The organism is Alkalimarinus alittae, assembly GCF_026016465.1.
GTDB lineage: Bacteria > Pseudomonadota > Gammaproteobacteria > Pseudomonadales > Oleiphilaceae > Alkalimarinus > Alkalimarinus alittae.
Window position 1 is genome coordinate 4099493 of record NZ_CP100390.1, and the last position, 18206, is coordinate 4117698.

Annotated in this window: 17 protein-coding genes; 9 read left to right on the forward strand and 8 right to left on the reverse strand. The window is 43.5% G+C overall.

The window, feature by feature from the left end:
- Positions 1 to 34: 34 nt before the first annotated feature.
- The 3 genes from NKI27_RS18585 to NKI27_RS18595 all read right to left on the reverse strand — a co-directional run bounded on the left by NKI27_RS18585 (position 35) and on the right by NKI27_RS18595 (position 3535).
- Positions 35 to 1057 carry a hypothetical protein gene (locus tag NKI27_RS18585; protein WP_265047505.1) on the reverse strand — a complete coding sequence of 341 codons (1023 nt, stop codon included), beginning with the start codon at positions 1055 to 1057 and terminating at the stop codon, positions 35 to 37.
- Positions 1058 to 1080: 23 nt separating this feature from the next.
- Complete coding sequence (locus tag NKI27_RS18590) at positions 1081 to 2205, reverse strand: hypothetical protein (RefSeq protein WP_265047506.1); 1125 nt, start codon at positions 2203 to 2205, stop codon at positions 1081 to 1083.
- Between the two features lie 553 nt (positions 2206 to 2758).
- Positions 2759 to 3535, reverse strand: coding sequence for a sulfite exporter TauE/SafE family protein (locus NKI27_RS18595; RefSeq protein WP_320109472.1), 777 nt, complete (start codon positions 3533 to 3535; stop codon positions 2759 to 2761).
- A 174-nt stretch (positions 3536 to 3709) separates the two neighbouring features.
- Here NKI27_RS18595 and msrB point away from each other — a divergent pair, with 174 nt between their 5' ends.
- The 6 genes from msrB (at position 3710) to NKI27_RS18625 (ending at position 10164) form a co-directional block, all read left to right on the forward strand.
- Complete coding sequence (msrB, locus tag NKI27_RS18600) at positions 3710 to 4831, forward strand: peptide-methionine (R)-S-oxide reductase MsrB (RefSeq protein WP_265047508.1); 1122 nt, start codon at positions 3710 to 3712, stop codon at positions 4829 to 4831.
- A 167-nt stretch (positions 4832 to 4998) separates the two neighbouring features.
- Positions 4999 to 6192 carry a YbfB/YjiJ family MFS transporter gene (locus NKI27_RS18605; RefSeq protein WP_265047509.1) on the forward strand — a complete coding sequence of 398 codons (1194 nt, stop codon included), beginning with the start codon at positions 4999 to 5001 and terminating at the stop codon, positions 6190 to 6192.
- A gap of 18 nt (positions 6193 to 6210) precedes the next feature.
- The gene (locus tag NKI27_RS18610) at positions 6211 to 6408 is read left to right on the forward strand and encodes a 4-oxalocrotonate tautomerase family protein (protein ID WP_265047510.1); all 198 of its coding nucleotides are present in this window, start codon (positions 6211 to 6213) and stop codon (positions 6406 to 6408) included.
- 83 nt (positions 6409 to 6491) lie between these two features.
- A complete protein-coding gene (locus NKI27_RS18615; protein WP_265047511.1) occupies positions 6492 to 7142 on the forward strand; it encodes a DUF2959 domain-containing protein in 651 nt (216 codons plus the stop codon).
- A gap of 93 nt (positions 7143 to 7235) precedes the next feature.
- A complete protein-coding gene (locus NKI27_RS18620) occupies positions 7236 to 8066 on the forward strand; it encodes a substrate-binding periplasmic protein (RefSeq protein ID WP_265047512.1) in 831 nt (276 codons plus the stop codon).
- Entirely contained in the window at positions 8059 to 10164 is a 2106-nt protein-coding gene (locus NKI27_RS18625) for a TonB-dependent receptor plug domain-containing protein (protein ID WP_265047513.1), read from the forward strand. Before NKI27_RS18620 ends, NKI27_RS18625 begins: the two co-directional genes overlap by 8 nt.
- Before the next feature lie 2 nt (positions 10165 to 10166).
- Here NKI27_RS18625 and NKI27_RS18630 read toward each other — a convergent pair whose 3' ends face one another.
- Positions 10167 to 10772, reverse strand: a complete 606-nt coding sequence (locus tag NKI27_RS18630) for a YigZ family protein (RefSeq protein ID WP_265047514.1) — start codon at positions 10770 to 10772, stop codon at positions 10167 to 10169.
- 188 nt (positions 10773 to 10960) lie between these two features.
- Here NKI27_RS18630 and NKI27_RS18635 point away from each other — a divergent pair, with 188 nt between their 5' ends.
- A complete protein-coding gene (locus NKI27_RS18635) occupies positions 10961 to 11713 on the forward strand; it encodes a transglycosylase SLT domain-containing protein (RefSeq protein ID WP_265047515.1) in 753 nt (250 codons plus the stop codon).
- Positions 11714 to 11738: 25 nt separating this feature from the next.
- Here the strand turns inward: NKI27_RS18635 and NKI27_RS18640 are convergent, their stop codons facing one another.
- From NKI27_RS18640 to NKI27_RS18655, 4 genes are all read right to left on the reverse strand, one after another.
- Positions 11739 to 12395, reverse strand: a complete 657-nt coding sequence (locus NKI27_RS18640; RefSeq protein ID WP_265047516.1) for a 2OG-Fe(II) oxygenase — start codon at positions 12393 to 12395, stop codon at positions 11739 to 11741.
- 87 nt (positions 12396 to 12482) lie between these two features.
- Positions 12483 to 14369: a sensor histidine kinase gene (locus NKI27_RS18645; RefSeq protein ID WP_265047517.1), complete on the reverse strand. Its 1887-nt coding sequence runs from the start codon at positions 14367 to 14369 to the stop codon at positions 12483 to 12485.
- 34 nt (positions 14370 to 14403) lie between these two features.
- Complete coding sequence (locus tag NKI27_RS18650; protein WP_265047518.1) at positions 14404 to 15897, reverse strand: GGDEF domain-containing response regulator; 1494 nt, start codon at positions 15895 to 15897, stop codon at positions 14404 to 14406.
- Positions 15894 to 16289 (reverse strand): response regulator, encoded by a 396-nt coding sequence (locus tag NKI27_RS18655; protein ID WP_265047519.1) that lies wholly within the window; start codon positions 16287 to 16289, stop codon positions 15894 to 15896. Before NKI27_RS18655 ends, NKI27_RS18650 begins: the two co-directional genes overlap by 4 nt.
- A gap of 70 nt (positions 16290 to 16359) precedes the next feature.
- Here NKI27_RS18655 and NKI27_RS18660 point away from each other — a divergent pair, with 70 nt between their 5' ends.
- Together NKI27_RS18660 and NKI27_RS18665 are read left to right on the forward strand one after the other, a co-directional pair.
- Entirely contained in the window at positions 16360 to 17205 is an 846-nt protein-coding gene (locus NKI27_RS18660; protein ID WP_265047520.1) for a phosphate/phosphite/phosphonate ABC transporter substrate-binding protein, read from the forward strand.
- Entirely contained in the window at positions 17202 to 18179 is a 978-nt protein-coding gene (locus NKI27_RS18665) for an ABC transporter substrate-binding protein (protein ID WP_265047521.1), read from the forward strand. Before NKI27_RS18660 ends, NKI27_RS18665 begins: the two co-directional genes overlap by 4 nt.
- Positions 18180 to 18206 lie beyond the last annotated feature (27 nt).

Below are 18206 nucleotides of genomic sequence, written 5' to 3' on the forward strand. Positions count from 1 at the left end.
TACCCTTTATCCGTTCTCAACGTCAAGCAACGCTCTAATTACGTACATTAAAGACTAAATGGTCCAACGTAACACCGTGTAGTCGAGACTCACTCATTTGGCCATGAGGCATTTGAGTTGAGAGCGTAATATTGGTTTTAAGGCGACTAGCATCGTAAGCAGCATGCCCTGTATCAGGAAAGCCTCCGCCTGACTTGATAAGTAAACCTTCAGCTTTAGTAAACGGCTGCGGGTCAGAATAAGCTATTCTGTACCCACTTGAGGTCGTTTCAATGGTCGCTGATTTTAGGTTCAAGTTAGTGATTTTAAGATCTTTAATGACCATATCGCGGTCAGGGTCAAAAATGCCATCTGCTTGTTCAGTTTCGAACAGCCATTGATCGATTGATAACTCATCAATATTTACATTAAGTAGAAAGCCTTCTCTCGAGCCTGCGCCTCGGCTACCATCATCTACTAATACACTTTCAATTTTATAACCTTCAGGAATACCTGCGATTTCTAAGCTTCCAAGCGCAACGATATTATCAATCGTTATTCTGCCAAAATCTAAATTAGACGAAGGCGTACCACCTGCGGCAATATTAGGGTTAGTCGGGTCTGGGCTAGTAGGATTGCCATAAACCGCATCGTATTGTAAGTCTACATTATTCCAACCAGCACGATCAGGCAGATCTATTCGCAAAAAGTCCTGCTCTGCTAAGCTAGTACCATTTTTAGTGACATTCCCATCAGATATGCTATTAACCGAAGGGTCTAGCCTTACGGTACTGGTCGTTAACGGAGACGTTAATGTACCAATGCTATCTGCCGAAAACTGGAAGTTCTGTCGACTAAGACTAGAGCCGTCTGTCGCAATAGTGTTGTAGCTTCCTGCTTCAGCCACACCATCAATAGCTTGGGCTTTAAATTTAATATTCTCAAACGCAAAGTTGAATTGGCCCTGGCCATTAACACTGCTCAGCTGTTCATCTGATAACGCTTCTAGTGCGATAGCAGAAAAGCTAAACGTAGACGCCATTGCCGCAATAAACGTTTTCGCTATAATTGTTTTCATCGTTTACTACCTCGTATCCCGACTTAAAAAACAGGTCGGTATTGTTGACGAGGATTATCATCGCCCGTCGCAAATAAGATTTGGCCTAGTGAAGCACCAATATCAGTATGGGCTTCAGCATAGCCCGCCGTAGTATTATTGGGGTCATTAAATGGGATTGCTAAATTCCAGCCCGGTAAATCTGGGCGACTTGAAGGAATGACACCATTTAAGTGTTGTGACCATTTTGCACCATTAACCGTACCATCGGCATTAACAAACGAGTTCCCCCCTCCTTGAGTGAGAGAGATGTAAAAGTTTTCAACATTATGTAAGTCTAGGCTTTCTAGGTGCTCAAGGTTGATCTCTTTACCCCCCTTACTTTGCCCGAGCGCCGTATTACCCGTCAGCTGAACGTTATTGGGCGTAAAGCCACAGTGAATGCCGTTACATACCCACTCGCCTGGCTCGCCTGTTTGAGCGTAGTTACCTGTGCCATCTGGTGTATCACCAATGATATTACCAAAACTATCTTTAGTACCACTACCGTAAACCTGAGCTCGAATAAGCCCGCCAGTATCTGCGAGTACACTCAGTGTCGGGATATAGCCTGAAATAGAATCAATGGTGACTGGAGTATGACCTTCCGCCTTACCAAAACCGATTCTAAACCCTCTAAAAGACTGAGTGCCATCGGGGTTATTTTGTTGCTGTATTTCAATATACGGATCTTCAATATAAAACGGCTTATCTGCAGATTCGCCAAAGCCAAAATTGCGTAGAGCAACATCAGGCACACCTTGCCCGTTAGCGTCTTTGTATATTGAGTTATTAGTGCCGCCATAATCACCGAGCGTTAATTCTTCGATGAATGCATGAAGCTCACCACTACCATTTATTTGCAGGCGGTGAACGGTAGCGTCGACGTGTTCAGAGGCTGAGCGTTTCTCAGTACGATCAAATCCAATACCTGCTTTTTTACTGAAATCGACACCGACGAGATGGTCGAGATCATAGCTGATATCGGTTGCTGAATATTGTATTGCAGACTGCCCAACGACATCACGTAATTCGTGATCAATTAACGGCTTCAACTCAGCCTTGGCAATTCCACTTGTAGCGATTAGTGCTAAACATAAAAGCGTTTTTGTATTTATTTTAGTATCCATAGAGTATTACTACCTCTCTAATATTGATGTGTCCCTACCAACCTCGGCAAAATGCGCACAAGGTTAATCACTCACCGATAACACCCCCCTACGTTTTATTTGGCTACCCTTATTATTTTAGAGCGGTATTAGGTATAGCCTTTTATTATTAATTTGATCTATGTTTGATCAATATGGATAAAAATATACACGAGGGCATTTCCAATTTCCACTGACCCTGCTGACGCTACGCTGCGTCAAAAGTGAAAGTCTCACTAAAATCACCTTCGCATACCTCAGTAAAAAAACGCCGCTTAATTAAGCTCAACAAATAATAAAAATGATATTTAAGAACTTAATTTGATACTTAGCATGCGCTTATATGATTGATAACACGGGCTTTATGTACTTATATACCATAAGTATTTTGCGCCATAAAAGGCCAACATATAAATTATAAAGCACTGAAAAAAGGCAGTTGCAGAGATTTTTAAGAGGGAACCATAGGAAGAATAAGGGCTTATTTCGCAATGTACATAAATTGTAAAACTTTGTACTAGTTATCACTTCACGCTTAGTCAATATGCGCACGAAGGAAAAACACAACGCACATAACGACGCCAATAAAGACAATAATCGAACGAAGTCTCTGCTGAGATAACCGATAAGTAAACGCAGCCCCGACATAACCGCCAACAACTGACGATACGCCTAATACTAATAAGTACTCTAATTGAAGGGTACCCCCAAACGCATAAACGATAACAGCAATAACAGTGAGCAATGCAGACACAATACTTTTCAAACCGTTCATGCCATACATATTCACTTGACCCATTAGGCCAAACGCAGCAAGCAGTATGATGCCAAGCCCACCATTAAAGTACCCACCATAAATACAGATCACTAATAATGCAGTAATGTTAATGGCCTGAATGTAGCGGCAGTAGTGACGTTCGGAGCGGCTGCCTGTTGTGTTCTTTTTTAAACTCATTAGTTTTGGGCCTATAATAAAGGCCGCCGTAGACAACAAAATAAGCCAAGGGATTAGCGCCGAGAAAACCTCATTAGTGGTGAGTAGTAGCATTGCAGCACCCACACTTCCACCAAGTAGCGCAACCACACTCACCGTCAATAGGCTCAAACCACGCGGGTATTCAATATCATGCCGAAACCGCCAAGCACTCGCGATATAACCCGGAAGCAAAGCAGCCGTACCTGTTGTGTTGGCGGCGATAGGCGGCACACCAACAAATATCAATGCCGGTAGTGTTAAAAAACTACCGCCTCCGGCAACGGCATTTAACATACCGCCCAAAAAGCCTGCCAACACGACTACGATCCATTCAATCATCTATTACACACTCATGGTAAATCCGGTAGATATTGTTTTATGGGCTAACTCGGCGCTATTCTAGTCTATTTAAATAGAAAGATATGACCAAAAATTAATAGTACAGCATATAAACCTAGGTTCTATAAGCGCATAATAAACATTAGATAAAGCTAGAATGAGGTTACCCCCATGATTAAACAAACCCTATTAATGATAGCTAGCGTCATATCAATCGCTGCGTGTAGTGCAGGAACAAGCAGCAATATTGAGGCAATCAATAACACAAACAAAGCTAACGCATCTCTAGCGGTTGCGACCTTTGCTGGCGGCTGCTTTTGGTGTGTTGAATCTGATTTTGAGAAAGTTCCGGGGGTTACTGATGCGATCTCAGGTTATATCGGAGGTCACGTCGAAAACCCTACTTATAAACAGGTCTCTAGCGGTCAAACTGGCCATGTTGAGGCGGTAGAGGTGCACTACGATCCGAATCTGGTATCGTACGGTCAGCTGCTCAACGCTTTTTGGCAACAGGTTGACCCTACAGACACCGGCGGTCAGTTTGTTGATAGAGGCTTCCAATATCGCCCTTTTATTTTTTATCACGATGACCAGCAAAAAGTGTTGGCAGAAACCTCTCGTGATGCGCTTGCTGCGTCTGGTCGGTTCGATAAACCACTCGCAACAGAGATTAAAGCAACCGCTCACTTTTGGCCGGCAGAGGCGTATCACCAGAACTACTATAAAAAGAACCCTATTCGTTATAAATATTATCGCTACAATTCAGGTAGAGATCAGTTTTTAGAAGCAACATGGGGCGACGACCTCCACAAACCAGAGGAGCATGGAAAAATGACTCAGGTAATCCCAGGCCAGAATAAATATAGAAAAATCACCGACGAAGAACTCAAAAAAACGCTGACACCACTTCAATATCAAGTCACCCAAGAAGACGCTACCGAACGCGCATTCAACAACCTTTATTGGGATGAAAAGCGTGAAGGTATCTATGTCGATGTCGTCAGCAATGAGCCACTTTTCTCATCGAAAGATAAATATGATTCAGGTACTGGCTGGCCTAGCTTTACGCGGCCGATCGATAACGCTAGCATAGTTGAAAAGAAAGACTCTAAGCTCTTTGTTACCCGAACAGAAGTCCGTAGCAAGTATGGTGACTCTCACTTAGGGCATGTATTTGAGGATGGGCCAGAGCCTACGGGCTTACGCTATTGCCTAAACTCTGCGGCTTTGCGCTTTATTCCCAAGGAAGACCTTGAAAAAGAGGGCTATGGTTCGCTCCTAGACTTGTTTTAACCTTCTCTATTAAGTCGGCATAGGGGGTATTCCACAAAGAATCCCCCCTGATAACCGACTCTTTCGCTGAAACATCACCCTGCTGAATATCCAGCATCAATATAAGTAATTGGTAAAGCTTGCCTCACGCCTATACTGTCTTAGCTTCAGTTTTGTGAGAAACCGCTATGGCATCTTCAATTGAACGACTCAAAGTACTGACGGCCGGGGTCATCAGTCTTATTCTGATGTTGGGTGTGGCTCGGTTTGCTTACACGCCTCTACTGCCTCTTATGCAGCAACAAGCCTCGCTAGGAATCTCAGAGGGCGGTTGGTTGGCTAGCATCAACTATATGGGCTACCTTAGCGGTGTACTTATTGCCGCATCGATTAGCAATATGATGCTAAAAGACCGCCTCTATCGACTCGGCATCATCGTTGCCATAATCAGTACCTTAGGCATGGCACTTTCAACCCATTTTTGGGTCTGGAGTCTGATGCGTTACTTTGCTGGCCTAAGTAGTGCTGCTGGCATGCTATTGGGTTCAGGGTTAATACTAAACTGGCTTATCCGAAACAACTATCGTAGTGAGTTAGGTATTCATTTCGCGGGGGCGGGTCTAGGTATCGCCTTTTGCTCATATATTGTTAATGTTATGTCGCCTAACTTTGACTGGCGAGAACAGTGGCTTGCACTATCGCTACTCGGTGTTTTTATGGCTATTCCTGCTTGGCTATGGCTCCCAAAGCCTAAAGATAGCCACTTAATGAAAAGTGGAGAAACACTATTCGATACGCCTCCCTCTAAAACCTATTTAAGATTGTTTATTGCTGCTTACTTGTGCGCAGGGGTAGGTTATGTGATTAGTGCGACCTTCATTGTCGCCATTGTTGACCAGCAAAACCCATTAGTCGATGAAGGCACCGTCGTGTTTATGGTATTAGGCTTAGCTGCAGCCCCCGCCTGTATTATTTGGGATTTAGTTGCACGAAAAGTGGGAGATTTGAATGCTTTGGCACTGGCCTTTGCTATTCATACCATTGGTATAGTTTTACCCGTGTTTAATAACGGGTCAACGGTGGCCTATCTCAGCGCTATACTCTTTGGTGGCACGTTTATCGGCATCGTCAGCCTAGTATTAACCATGGCCGGTAGGCTGTACCCAAGTGCGCCCTCTAAAATGATGGGAAAAATGACGATCAGTTACGGCTTTGCCCAAATTATTGCCCCCGCTGTTACCGGTCAAATAGCCGAGATGGGGGGAAGCTACAGTGACGGACTCACCATGGCGGGTATTTTTATGGTAATAGGTACCTCGCTTGTTTTGCTGCTTAGAGTGGTCGAACGAAAAGAAAATCAGCAGAAACTCAAACAACCGTAATTTAAAAAGGAGAACTACATGCCATACGTTAATATAAAAATAACTCGGGAAGGCGCAACAAAAGAGCAAAAGGCTGAACTCATTAGTGGTGTCACCAAACTTTTACAAAAAACCTTAAACAAAAACCCCGCAACAACCGTAGTGGTGATTGATGAAGTGGATACTGATAACTGGGGCATAGGTGGTAAAGTGGTGACAGAACTTAGAAAACCATAACTAACGTGCTTGGCTGGCAATAAGTAGCATTATCAGCATCAGGTGTTATTATTATTTATACTATTTTTGTATGGAATGTCACTATGAAACCGTTTGCTCGATCATTGCTTGTCTGCACACTATTAACCATTTTAGCCGGCTGTCAAAGTATGTATTACGGTGCGATGGAAAAGGTCGGCTACCATAAGCGCGATATTATGGTTGACCGGGTTGAAGACGTCAGCGAAGCCCAAAGTGACGCTAAAGAGCAATTTTCATCTGCATTAGAGCGCTATCAATCACTTATCTTCATCAAAGACCAAAACCTTGTTGACCAATATAATGCGCTGAATGATGAGTTTGAAGACAGCCAAGCGGCGGCCGAGAACGTTAGCGAGCGCATCAACGCGGTTGAAGATGTTTCGGAAGCATTATTTGATGAGTGGAAAGAAGAACTGACGCTTTACTCTAATCGTAGCCTTAAAAAGCAAAGCAGCCAAAAAATGGCGGCGACTAAAGCAAAGTACACTCAACTAATGAAATCAATGCGCCGTGCTGAAGCAAAAATGCAACCCGTACTTGGCGCACTGCAAGACCAAGTGCTTTTTCTAAAGCACAACCTTAATGCCAGAGCCATTGACTCGCTAAAAGGCGAACTCAAAACTATTGAATCAGATGTTGCCCGCCTGATTAAAGAAATGGAGAAATCAATTTCTGAGTCAGAAGCCTTCATTGCTGAGCTCAATGCGGCGTAAAACTTACTATAAGGCCTGAGCCACAAATCTACCTTGCTGCCACAAAAACTCGTCTATACTGAGTAAACATAACCCTATATTACGAGTATATTTGTGGCCTTTCGCAAACTTCAGGTTTTGGGGATATTCCTCACGATCATCAGTCTTCACTCCGAAGCTAATACAGAACGATGCGACTCGCTAACAATCAACGGGGGGTCTAATTCGTTTCCCTATTTTTATCGCAATGGCTCAGGCCATTTTGGTATTGTGGGGGACACGGTTATAACCGCTTCCAACCGCATAGCTATAAAGCCTGTTATGGGTAATAAAGCGCCGTGGAAACGCATACTCTTTGATCTTAAAAACGGCAATATTGATGTTGTTGCAGGCACCCTTAAAACCAAAGAAAGAGAAAAGCTGTTTTTCTTTTCTAGCCCTGTTTATTACTCCGAATATCATATATTTGTTCGTAAGAATAGCGCATTTAAATTTAACGCGTTAGAAGACTTGAAAGGCAGGCGTGGCATCAAAATACGCGGCATGAGTCTCGGCCAAGAATTGGATGAATACGCGTTTGAAAACTTAGTCATCGAAGAAGTCACCGATACCGATAGCCTATTCAAGATGGTGGCGGCAAAGCGGGTAGATTTTGGAATATTCTACCTGCAAAGTGGCTTTGATGAACTCAAAAGGCTCAAACTTAACGAATCGCTTATCGCTCTACCACACCCGTTAACCCAACAACCGCTCTATGTAGCCTTTTCTAAAAAGTCTCGATGCCCAGAAGCCATACAGCACCTATCTGCTGAAATTGACCTCATGAAAAAGGATGGTTCGGCACAAGCCATTGCTGACCGTTATGCTGAGCAAATAAGCAATGCCCGCCCAGCGAGTTATACCCGTCCAGTTAACGATGAACGAGTGATACACAACCATGAATAACGATATAGCCCTGCAGCAGGCTACCTCCCACCCACCGACACAATACAAGGCTAATAGCCCCTCGGCTAGGCACATTGCTAGATGGCTATTGAGTGGCCTAGTTATTCTATTGGGTACCCCCTACAAGGCGCTTTCTGATCCGCTATTTTATGGTATTTCAGAAGATATTAGTGACATCCCAACCGTATCGTCGTCAAAAAGAGAGGAGGACCTTTTTAAGTCTCCATTATCAACCAGCGTTGTCACTGCAGAACAAATAAAACAAGCGGGCATATTAAGTGTTCCTGAAGCGTTAAAGCTTGTGCCGGGGGTCATCGTACGTGAGCAAACCAACGGACAATTCGAAGTACATATCCGAGGCTTAGAAAACGTACCCACAGGCGGCGGTACAGATACTCTCAGTAATCGCCTCTCATTAGTCATGATCGACAACCGAACAGTCTATAACTATTTTGATGGTGGTCTATTCTGGGAAACACTACCAGTAGGTATTGATGATATTAGCCGGATAGAGATCATTCGAGGAGCTGCTAGCGCGCTATATGGGCCTAATGCAGTCAACGGTGTTATTCATATCATCACCAAAAGAGCCCAAGATAAAAGCGCGGTCAGCGTGAACCTCACCACCGGTAGTCACGATACCCAAATAGCCCATATAGCAGCAGAACAACCTATTGGTGATGCTCGCATTCGTATCAGTGGGTTTGTCAATCAACGAGATCGTTATCAATCAACTTATTACAGCTATAGCCAAGAGGAATACGTACCGCTGGCATTGATTCCTACAACAAATAGCCGTTTTCCTGACCCCGATGAAGCTCAAGACTTACACGCTGTCACCGTGGCGGTTAATAATGACCCATTAGAATTACTCGCTTACGACCTAAGTTATAGCCACCAAGACTCCCGCGTTCAAAAAGTTCATTTGGGCTCAAGAGCCACCCCCTTAACGTTCAATGACTCAACAACAGACGCGATCAACGCCAAAGTTCGCTATGGTGACCTAGAGTTAAGGGCAAGCCATGAATGGGGGGAGCAAAAAACACTCGATTATACCGATTTCACCTACAACCTTGCCGTTAGTCAGGCCTCTGCTGAATATCAATTCCGCCTGCCTAAATGGATTATTCGCCCCGGTATTAGCTATGAGAATATTGCTTACGAAGGGTCGTTTATCGGCGGCAAACAAACTATTAAAGATGTAGGCTACCTATTAAGAACTGAGTACTTCCCCGCTAAAGATTATCGGCTAATCGTCGCCCTCAGGCTTGACGACTATAATGTTCCCGATGAAAAATACTTTAGTTATCAAGTACTCGGCACCTATCAATTACGTCATGACACACTATTAAGAGCAGCCCTACAAACCGCCAATCGCTCACCTTTTATGCTAGACAGCTTTGTAAACTTGAAATACACACTCCCATCTAACCCTTCTATCCGATTGGACTATTTAGGTGACGAGGAAGCAGAGCTAGTCACTACGACCACCTATGAACTAGGTTTACGTCACCAGTTTAATTTTAATAACTGGATTGATCTGGAGCTATTCCGAAGTGAGCTTAATGATTTTACTGAGTTCGTTGACCATGACACTGTATTTGATGGCAGCCAGTTCGTCACCACAAGCCAATTAGAAATGCTGCCGACCAAAGCCCAACAAACCGGTATCACTGCCAGCTGGAATTACGAAGAACTTACGTGGGATATGAGCCTCTTTATGACAACTCAAAAAACTCATGTCGATAATCAATATGTGGATAGCGCTGCCCCCTTAGTGCTGTTCAATACCGATAACAAAGGGACGCCAGACTATTACGGCGGCGTCAATCTCAACTGGCACCCCGTCAAGCGATGGAGCCTGAATGCTAATGCCTATTACATGAGCTCACATCGCTTTATTATAAGGCCTCAAGGCACCAAAAATTTTGCTTCTGCAGTCTATGCTAACTTCACGCTCAGCCACACGTTCAACAAGGCAATCAATGGGTTTGTTTCAGTCAAAAACCTATCAAACAAAAATGATAGTCAGTACTTTTATACTGATAGTATCGAGCCACTTTATGCGATTGGCGTTAGTTTAAAATGGTCTGAATAAACTCAATTATCGCTGATGATATGACCGCTGATGCTCGCAGCATAATCACGAAATAACGCCCCGCACTCCACTGGTAGAGCAACGTCCATTATTACTTGCTCTCGGTAGTTTATCGTTTCAACCAGTCCATTATGCTGGCTGAGCCAATGCCGTACGAGCTGTTCTTGAGCAAACCCACAACTGAGTTGAAGCTGTTCACGCGCCACTTGCTGCTGCGTTTCTAATGACTCCATAGCCATTTGTGCCGCCGCAGAATAGGCGCGCACTAAACCACCTGCACCTAACTTAATACCTCCAAAGTATCGGGTCACGATAATCATCACGTCACCCACATTTTTATGCTGTAACACATTCAATATAGGTTTACCCGCAGTACCACTAGGTTCACCATCATCAGACATAGCTGCGCTAGCCGCCGACTGAGGGTTGCCAAACTGGTAGGCCCAACATTGGTGGCGAGCGTCTGGGTACGCTTGCTTTCTTTCTGCCAATAACGCCATTGCATGCTCACGAGTATCGGCAAAGGCGGCGAACCCAATAAAACGGCTCTTCTTAATTTCGTAGCAGACTTCACACGGTTTAGCAGGAACAGGATAGGTAGAGGTCATGTTTGGCTGACTATATGGCGATCAAAGTGGTTTTCACAAAGTTTTACATTTTTCACTACGTTGCACAATTGTTATCGAGTTTACACAATCTCACCACTAAAGCTAAAAACATTACCACGATTCAACAGCGTAAAAAACATGTAAAAGTATAATCTAAATCACATACTAGTTGTGACGAGGTTAACACTATGCTGCCGTTTACCGCACTTAAAAATAAAAGCCTAACCGCACACATCACCGCCTCATTCTGTATTTTATCAGCCGTACTATTATTTCCAATCAACCATTCCAGTACAGAGCAAGCATTACACCAGCATCATCAGATATCAGAGAAAAGCGCACTCAACCAGAGTGATGCAGAACAGCAGATATCGATACGCCATACACTATCAGACCCCCTAAATGATGCAGTAGATGTTTATACAGTTGAGATAGAAGAAGCCTTTCCGTTCGAACGGCAAATCAGGCGTGTCGCAAGTGAGGTAGAAATAGATGAAAGCCTTGTTTATGCCGTCACCAAAGCAGAATCTAGCTTCCGTTCAGGGGTTCAAAGTCATGCTGGCGCTATTGGTTTGATGCAAGTTATTGCGAGTGCAGCCGGCAGAGATGCCTATTATCGCTTACACAAGAAAAGAGCCACGCCAACGTTAGCTCAATTAAAAGACCCTTACACCAACTTGCAGCTAGGCAGCACCTATTTAAAATTACTCGAAGAACATCACTTTGGCCATATTACCGATGAAAAACTAAAGCAAATGTTAGTACTAGCCGCTTATAACTGGGGGCCGGTAAATGTTAAACGTAAACTGTTAGCTAAGAACCCGCCTCGAAATGCAGAAGAGATGAAGTGGGTACTTTGGACCAAAGCGCCACGCGAGACCTATAGTTATGTGAATAAAGTGCTTAAGTATCAAAATCAATTTAGCCAGTTTGAGGCTTGATTAACGGGTTTAGACAAAAACGCAGTTAATGAGCGGGATCAACATAGTTGGCTGTGCTGCTGTTAATCCGATACCAGCCAGCAATACTCAACCTTTGCTGTTGGGTGATAAGAACCTCATGAGGAAAGCGCTCACTTAAGAAGAAAATAGCCCGACCTCCTTTGGGTAAAACACGCTCAATAACTTGATCAGTTTCGTCATAAACAACCAATTCTCCGCCCCAGCCGTCTTCCCACGTTTCATTCAGGTAAATAACACTCGTCAGCACCCTGTTTGAACGTCCTTTAAATGCATCTAAATGCTTTTTATAGAAACTACTCGGTTCATAAACGGCAAAGTGTGATTCATAGTCATTTAGCCCCATAAAGAGATCACGGTTCACATCACGTCTTAGCGCATCACACTGTGCTAAATAACAGCGCTGGGCATCAGTAGACCCATTGAGCCAATGAATTTTATCTGAGCGAATATTAGTATTAACCTGTAGCTGTCCGCCTCTTCCAATGCCTGCTCGATCAATTCCCTTACCGTTAAGCACAATAATCTCGTTTCTCAATGCTTGGGTCAGCTCTTGGGGTAAAAAATCATCAATGATGACATACCCTTTTTCAACTAATGCATCGATGACCGTATTAACGACAGCAACTGGGAATGCCAAGCAGGGTGGGTTAATGGCAGTCATAACTGGCCTCAATAAAAGAACGCTGATAGGGAGATAGAAAGGTCTAGGTTAATCTGGTGTAGTATACACTGACCATTAACCAAACAGTTATTGATTTATAGGGAGTGTTACAACAAATCTTGTTTTACCCGGCCGACTGATAAACTCAATGCTGCCTTGGTGCTTATCTATGATTCGCTTGCATATACCTAATCCCAATCCGCTGCCTTCGCCTGCAGGCTTAGTGGTAAAAAAGGATTCATATATCTTCGATTGAATATCTTCAGGAATACCGCAACCATTATCAGTAATGATCACTTGGATGTTCTCGCCGTCGCTCAGTGTCGAGATAATCAATCGGCCACTATTTTCCATTGCATATAAAGCGTTATGGATTAAGTTTGTCCACACTTGATTGAGCTCATCTGGGTAGCAAAGAATCATTGGCAGCTCGCCAAAATCTTCAACAACCTCACACTCTTGCTTTAAAAGACTTTGATATAGCACCAGTACCGTTTGAATCCCAAGGTTAATATCACTTGAAATCATATGCCCTGTATTGTCATGATGAGCAAAGTTTTTCAAGGCAAAGACCACTTTTGATGCCCTGCCAATAGCAGTACGCACCGTTTCGCTATTCCGCCCAACCCCAGTTAAGCGGTGGGCTAACTCAACCACTTTAAATGCTGAGGGCTGAGACAGTGCAGGCAGCATACGAGGTAAATGATCGCTCAACTCCATATCAACTAGCATATCTGCCACTTCATCACTTCTATTGATCTGATGCTCATCCAAAATAGTAATAAGCCGCCGCTTGATCTTGCGTTCTTCTCGGGTGCTACTCACGCGCTCATGTCGAGCATGCGTTAACAGGTCTCTTAGCAACGCTTTATCATCATTATTAGCGCCCATTAGAAACACTGAAAAGCCGTCAATAAATAGCGAAAGGTATTTAGAAGTATTCCCCACTGACGCTTTAATGGCGCCCAACGGGGTATTAATTTCATGGGCAATACCTGCAACAAGCTGGCCTAGTGCAGCCATTTTTTCTGAGTGAATAAGCTGTTGCTGGCTTTCTTCTAACCCGTCTAACGCTTTTGTTAGCTCGTCATTTTTCAAATTTAGTTCATTCGTTCGCTGATTGACTTCTTTTTCAAGGGTCTGGTTGTATTCCGCTTGCTGCCTTCGACTTTGCTCAACTCTAATCGCCATATGAGCAAAATTACGCGTTAGTGCACCCACTTCATCTTTCGCGTTTGAGGTAATTTTATCAGTGTTGGAGAAGTCACCCTCTGATAAATCTTTAGCAAAGCGGCTCAATGAAAGGATGGGGGCTACAAGCCGAAGAGATAACTGAGATATTAAAAAGTAAGCCACTATAAGAACGGCTAACCCCAAAAAATACGTTCTGAGCGTTAAACTACTCAGTCTTTGTTCATTTTCTTGCTGAGATAACGCGACTTGATCATTTAGTCGAGCCAGAGAATAGACCAACAACATATTGCCCCATTTTGAAGAGCCTATTTGAAGCGGAACGCGAAACGCCATCAACGACTCGCTATTCTGCTTTCCGATCAAGGTAATAGCATGCCCTTTATCGGTAGTCGTGGTTTTTGCCGAAGACCAGCCTTCAGGTGGAACAAAAGTTTCAAGTTGCTGCGATTCATCGGCCGTATGAACATACACTTTGTTATTGTCATCAAGAATAACGACATATTCTAGATCTTGATTCTCTTGAGCCGCTTGCTGTACGCTATAAGTAAGCGCCAACAGGTTATATGAGGCTATGTTTTCAGTAACGAATCGTTCTAGCGTTTCGGCTTGGAAAGTGGCTTGCTGGTATAAGTTTTCTTTCATTAATGCCGTTCGTTTGTGCAGCTCTTCTTCAAATGCTTCTCGCTGCAACGAAACCTGTATTGAGGTCAATATAACTAAGGCAATAAATACAATTGTACCTGTTATTAGCAATAACTTACCGCGAATCCCTACTGTCACTCTACGCTATCTCCTAGTCTCATCAGCTGACGCCCTAATTATAAGAAATTAGGTTGCGCCCCTTATGCTTTGAGTCATACAGCGCTTGGTCTGCTCTAATCATCGCACCACTGATCGTGGATTCCTCATCCTTAACTTCAGACAGTCCCATACTCACACTGATAGAGATACAGTGGTCACCAACGACGACAGTATTAGACGAAATAGCCAAACGCACACGTTCACAAATTTCCTTACCTTCATCTACATCTGTCTCAGGCATTAATAAGGCAAACTCTTCGCCCCCTATACGCCCAATAACGTCATGTTCTCTTATTGTTTCAACAATAACATGAGCGACTTTTTCCAACACAGTATCGCCGACTTGATGCCCAAATTTATCGTTAACTTCCTTAAAAAAGTCCACATCAAGAATCGCTAGTAATGCCTTTCGACCATAACGACGAGCTCTAGATGCTTCTGCATCAGCTCGTTCGAAAAAGCACCGTCGATTCATCAGTTTTGTTAACTCATCTGTGGTCGCAAAGTAATTCAGCTTTTTGTTCACATCCAGAAAAATATCGTTCAGTTGCTCTTGTTTTCTCAGCGCCTGGTGCAGTTCATGAGTGCGTTTTTCAACTAACTGTTCAAGGTTTAAGCTGTGCTTCTCAAGCGCTCGATTATACTGAGATATACGAATCATGCCTGCTAGCGTGTGGCAAACGGACGATAAAAATGCTTTGACTTGAGGCGTCTCATCATGGGTTTCATCAATATAGATATAAAGTATGCCAACCGACTTACCTTGGAGCGTAATGGGTGCTCTATAATATCTAACACTGGGAGACGATGTAATTAGCGTGACGTCTTGACCCACTTCGCCATCGCTAACATTAGATTCAGGTGCTTCACCCTGGTTCACCTGTGATATCATCACAAGATCAGGATCTTTAGTCGACCACTCTAAATCTGCCTGTTCCAAATCTACTGTGTAAATAGACCCCTTTGCAGATACAGAAAAGCACCCCGTTGATAAAATAGCAGATAGGGCTTGAGACAATTGTTCTTCGAATGATACGTTGGTAATAACTAATTGAAGCACCTTATGGATGATGCTCTGGTAGCAAGCCTGCCGTCTTAGCTCCTTTTGGTCATAGTAACTACGCAACCCGGTTTTGATGGTTAAGACTAAATCCTCTTCATCCCAGGGTTTAGATATATAACGAAATAGGCTCGCTTTGTTAACGGCCTCACCCACTGACTCGGCGGTCGCTTGGCCCGTCAACATAATGCCGTGAGTATTGGGTAACAACGTTTTAATTCGAGCTAATAACTCATCACCATACATGCCCCCCATAATCTGATCAGCAATTACAAGCGGTACTTCTGTTCGGCTTTCAGTGAGCTCCTCTAAAATTTCTAGCGCTTCTTCACCACTTTCTGCCAATTCTATTTGGTAAGTATCCCCCAAATTGTTCATCAACTGGCTTTTTAAACTGCTAAGAATGATACGCTCATCATCAACACAAAGAATGACAGGTCTGCTCACTTATCCTCCAGTGTTGCTTTGATGATATTCACGAGGTCTTCTTTACTCCAAGGTTTAGTCAAGCAAGCGGCTAAATTAGCTTTTTCGTTAACACGTTCGATCACGTCAGGGTCCGCATGTCCGGTTAACATGATCTTAACGACACGAGGATATTTTTCATGTAATGCAATCAATAATGCGTCTCCTTTCACCTTAGGCATTAAGCAGTCAGAAATAACAACCGCAAGTTCATCGCCTACGTCAAATATCTCATTAATCACTTCCCATGCTTCTTCTGCACTTTCTGCTATTTCATACGAGAATTTTGTTCCTAAACAATACCTTAACTGCGCCCGCAAGCTCATTAAAATGGTTCTGTCATCATCTACACACAATATGAAAGGTTTACTCATTCAATAACCGTCTGAAATAGCCTACACTCAGTATATAATAGACCATAAATTCATAATAAGAAGATTCAATTTGTTCAGTATTATTGCACTGAAACTGACACCATTTTTTCGCAGAGCCTCCGCCTTTGCGCTATTAGCACTCCTGCTATTAGGTGTGCCTTCTGTTGCTTTGTGCCAAGATAAATTCACTATTTACTTTTATGACCCTGAAGTAAACACCACTCGAAATGTCGTTTTAAAAATGGTATTTGATCAATACCTTAAAGAAAAAGGTCAATTTCAATTTCAGCCAGTGGACAACAAGCGCACCTTTGAGTCTCTAATACAAAATGACCCAAATGCTATATTTATGATCTCCAACTGGCACTTTAACCAACTAAAAGAGCAACCTCTGACAGCGTCTCCGGTGCTTAGAGGTATTAAAAATGGTAGTGATACTTACCGCAAGTTTCTAGTAGTTAAAAATGCGGATGCCGATATTGAAACAATGACCATCGCAACCTCAGGTACGGCGCCATTCTCCCGCTCTATTTTGGCCGACGTTTACCCACAGCACACCCCGAGCCAACTCGCTAAACCCAAATTGTTATTAGTGCCAAAAGATATCGATGCCTTAATGGCTGTCGGCTTTGGTTTAGCGGATGCAGCTCTTGCAAGTGAGCTAAGCCTCGAAACATTATCAACACTGTATAAGAACCAACGGCAGCAATTACATATAGTCGGTAATAGTCGTCCACTTAAACGATTGCTTGTTGTTCGTCATAATTCCCCATCACCTACCAAAGCAGAAGCCATTGACGCATTGCATGATATGAGCAAGAGCAGTAAGGGCTTGCAAGCACTCAACACACTCGGACTAAACGGGTGGCAGTCGTTAGATGAAAGACTGGATGAAGACGGGAGGCCAGCACAATGAGTTTTTGGCCAAAGCTCGCAGTATATTTACTGCTTACCTTACTGACAGCGTCTTGTGCGCATCGACCTGCGATCAACAGCACAACACCTACGATTGATGCTACGGGAGTGAAAAATATCCTTGTTATCAATACCAATCACTCGCTCGAACGTTATAGGGTATCTCAAGCCGCCTTTATCGAAACGCTTAAATTAACAGCCGCAGACAACACGCGTGCAGTTAGCACGATCGATTTAGATATGGACAACACTCCGGTAGAGACGCTACAAGATGTTCTAAATCAGCGCCATTATGATGCGGTTTACTGCATAGGCGCCAAAGCACTAGGGTCAGTAGACTATATAGATCCAAACACACAGGTGGTATTTAGCTCAGTTTTAAATTGGCGACGATTTGTTGACCAACCTAGATATTCAGGTATTGCTAGTGATCCTGCCACCGAAGCCCAACTGACCTGGTTCAAATACTTTTTCCCTGACATAAAAACGATCGGTGTATTGTACAGTGCTAAAAACCGTCAACTGCTTAAACATGCAACTAAGATAGCCTCGCAACTCTCAATCAATATAGTCGGGGAAGAAGTCCATTCAAATTCAAGCCTAATGGCTCAAGCTAATGCTCTGTTGCCTAATGTGGATGCCTTATGGCTTATTTCAGATTCAACAGTCCTAAGCTCTACGGACACTGCAAAACAACTCTTTGCTGCCGCAGATCAACACAAAACGCCTATCCTTTCATATAACCCTGTATTTGTTGAAATGGGTGCACTGCTTAGCATTTCAGCCGATGTTGCAACCACTGGTCGCCAGGCTGCATTAATCATGAACAACCTACTTAGTGGTTCCAATCAAGCGTCATCTATTCAATTCCCTGCGGGCAGCAGTATTTCACTAAACCTGAGAAAAGTGCACGAATACAATATAAAGCTCAATAGCAGCGCATTGGATTCAGTAAATGAGCTTGTAGGAGAGTAACAAGGTGACACTCCTACAATATAGACA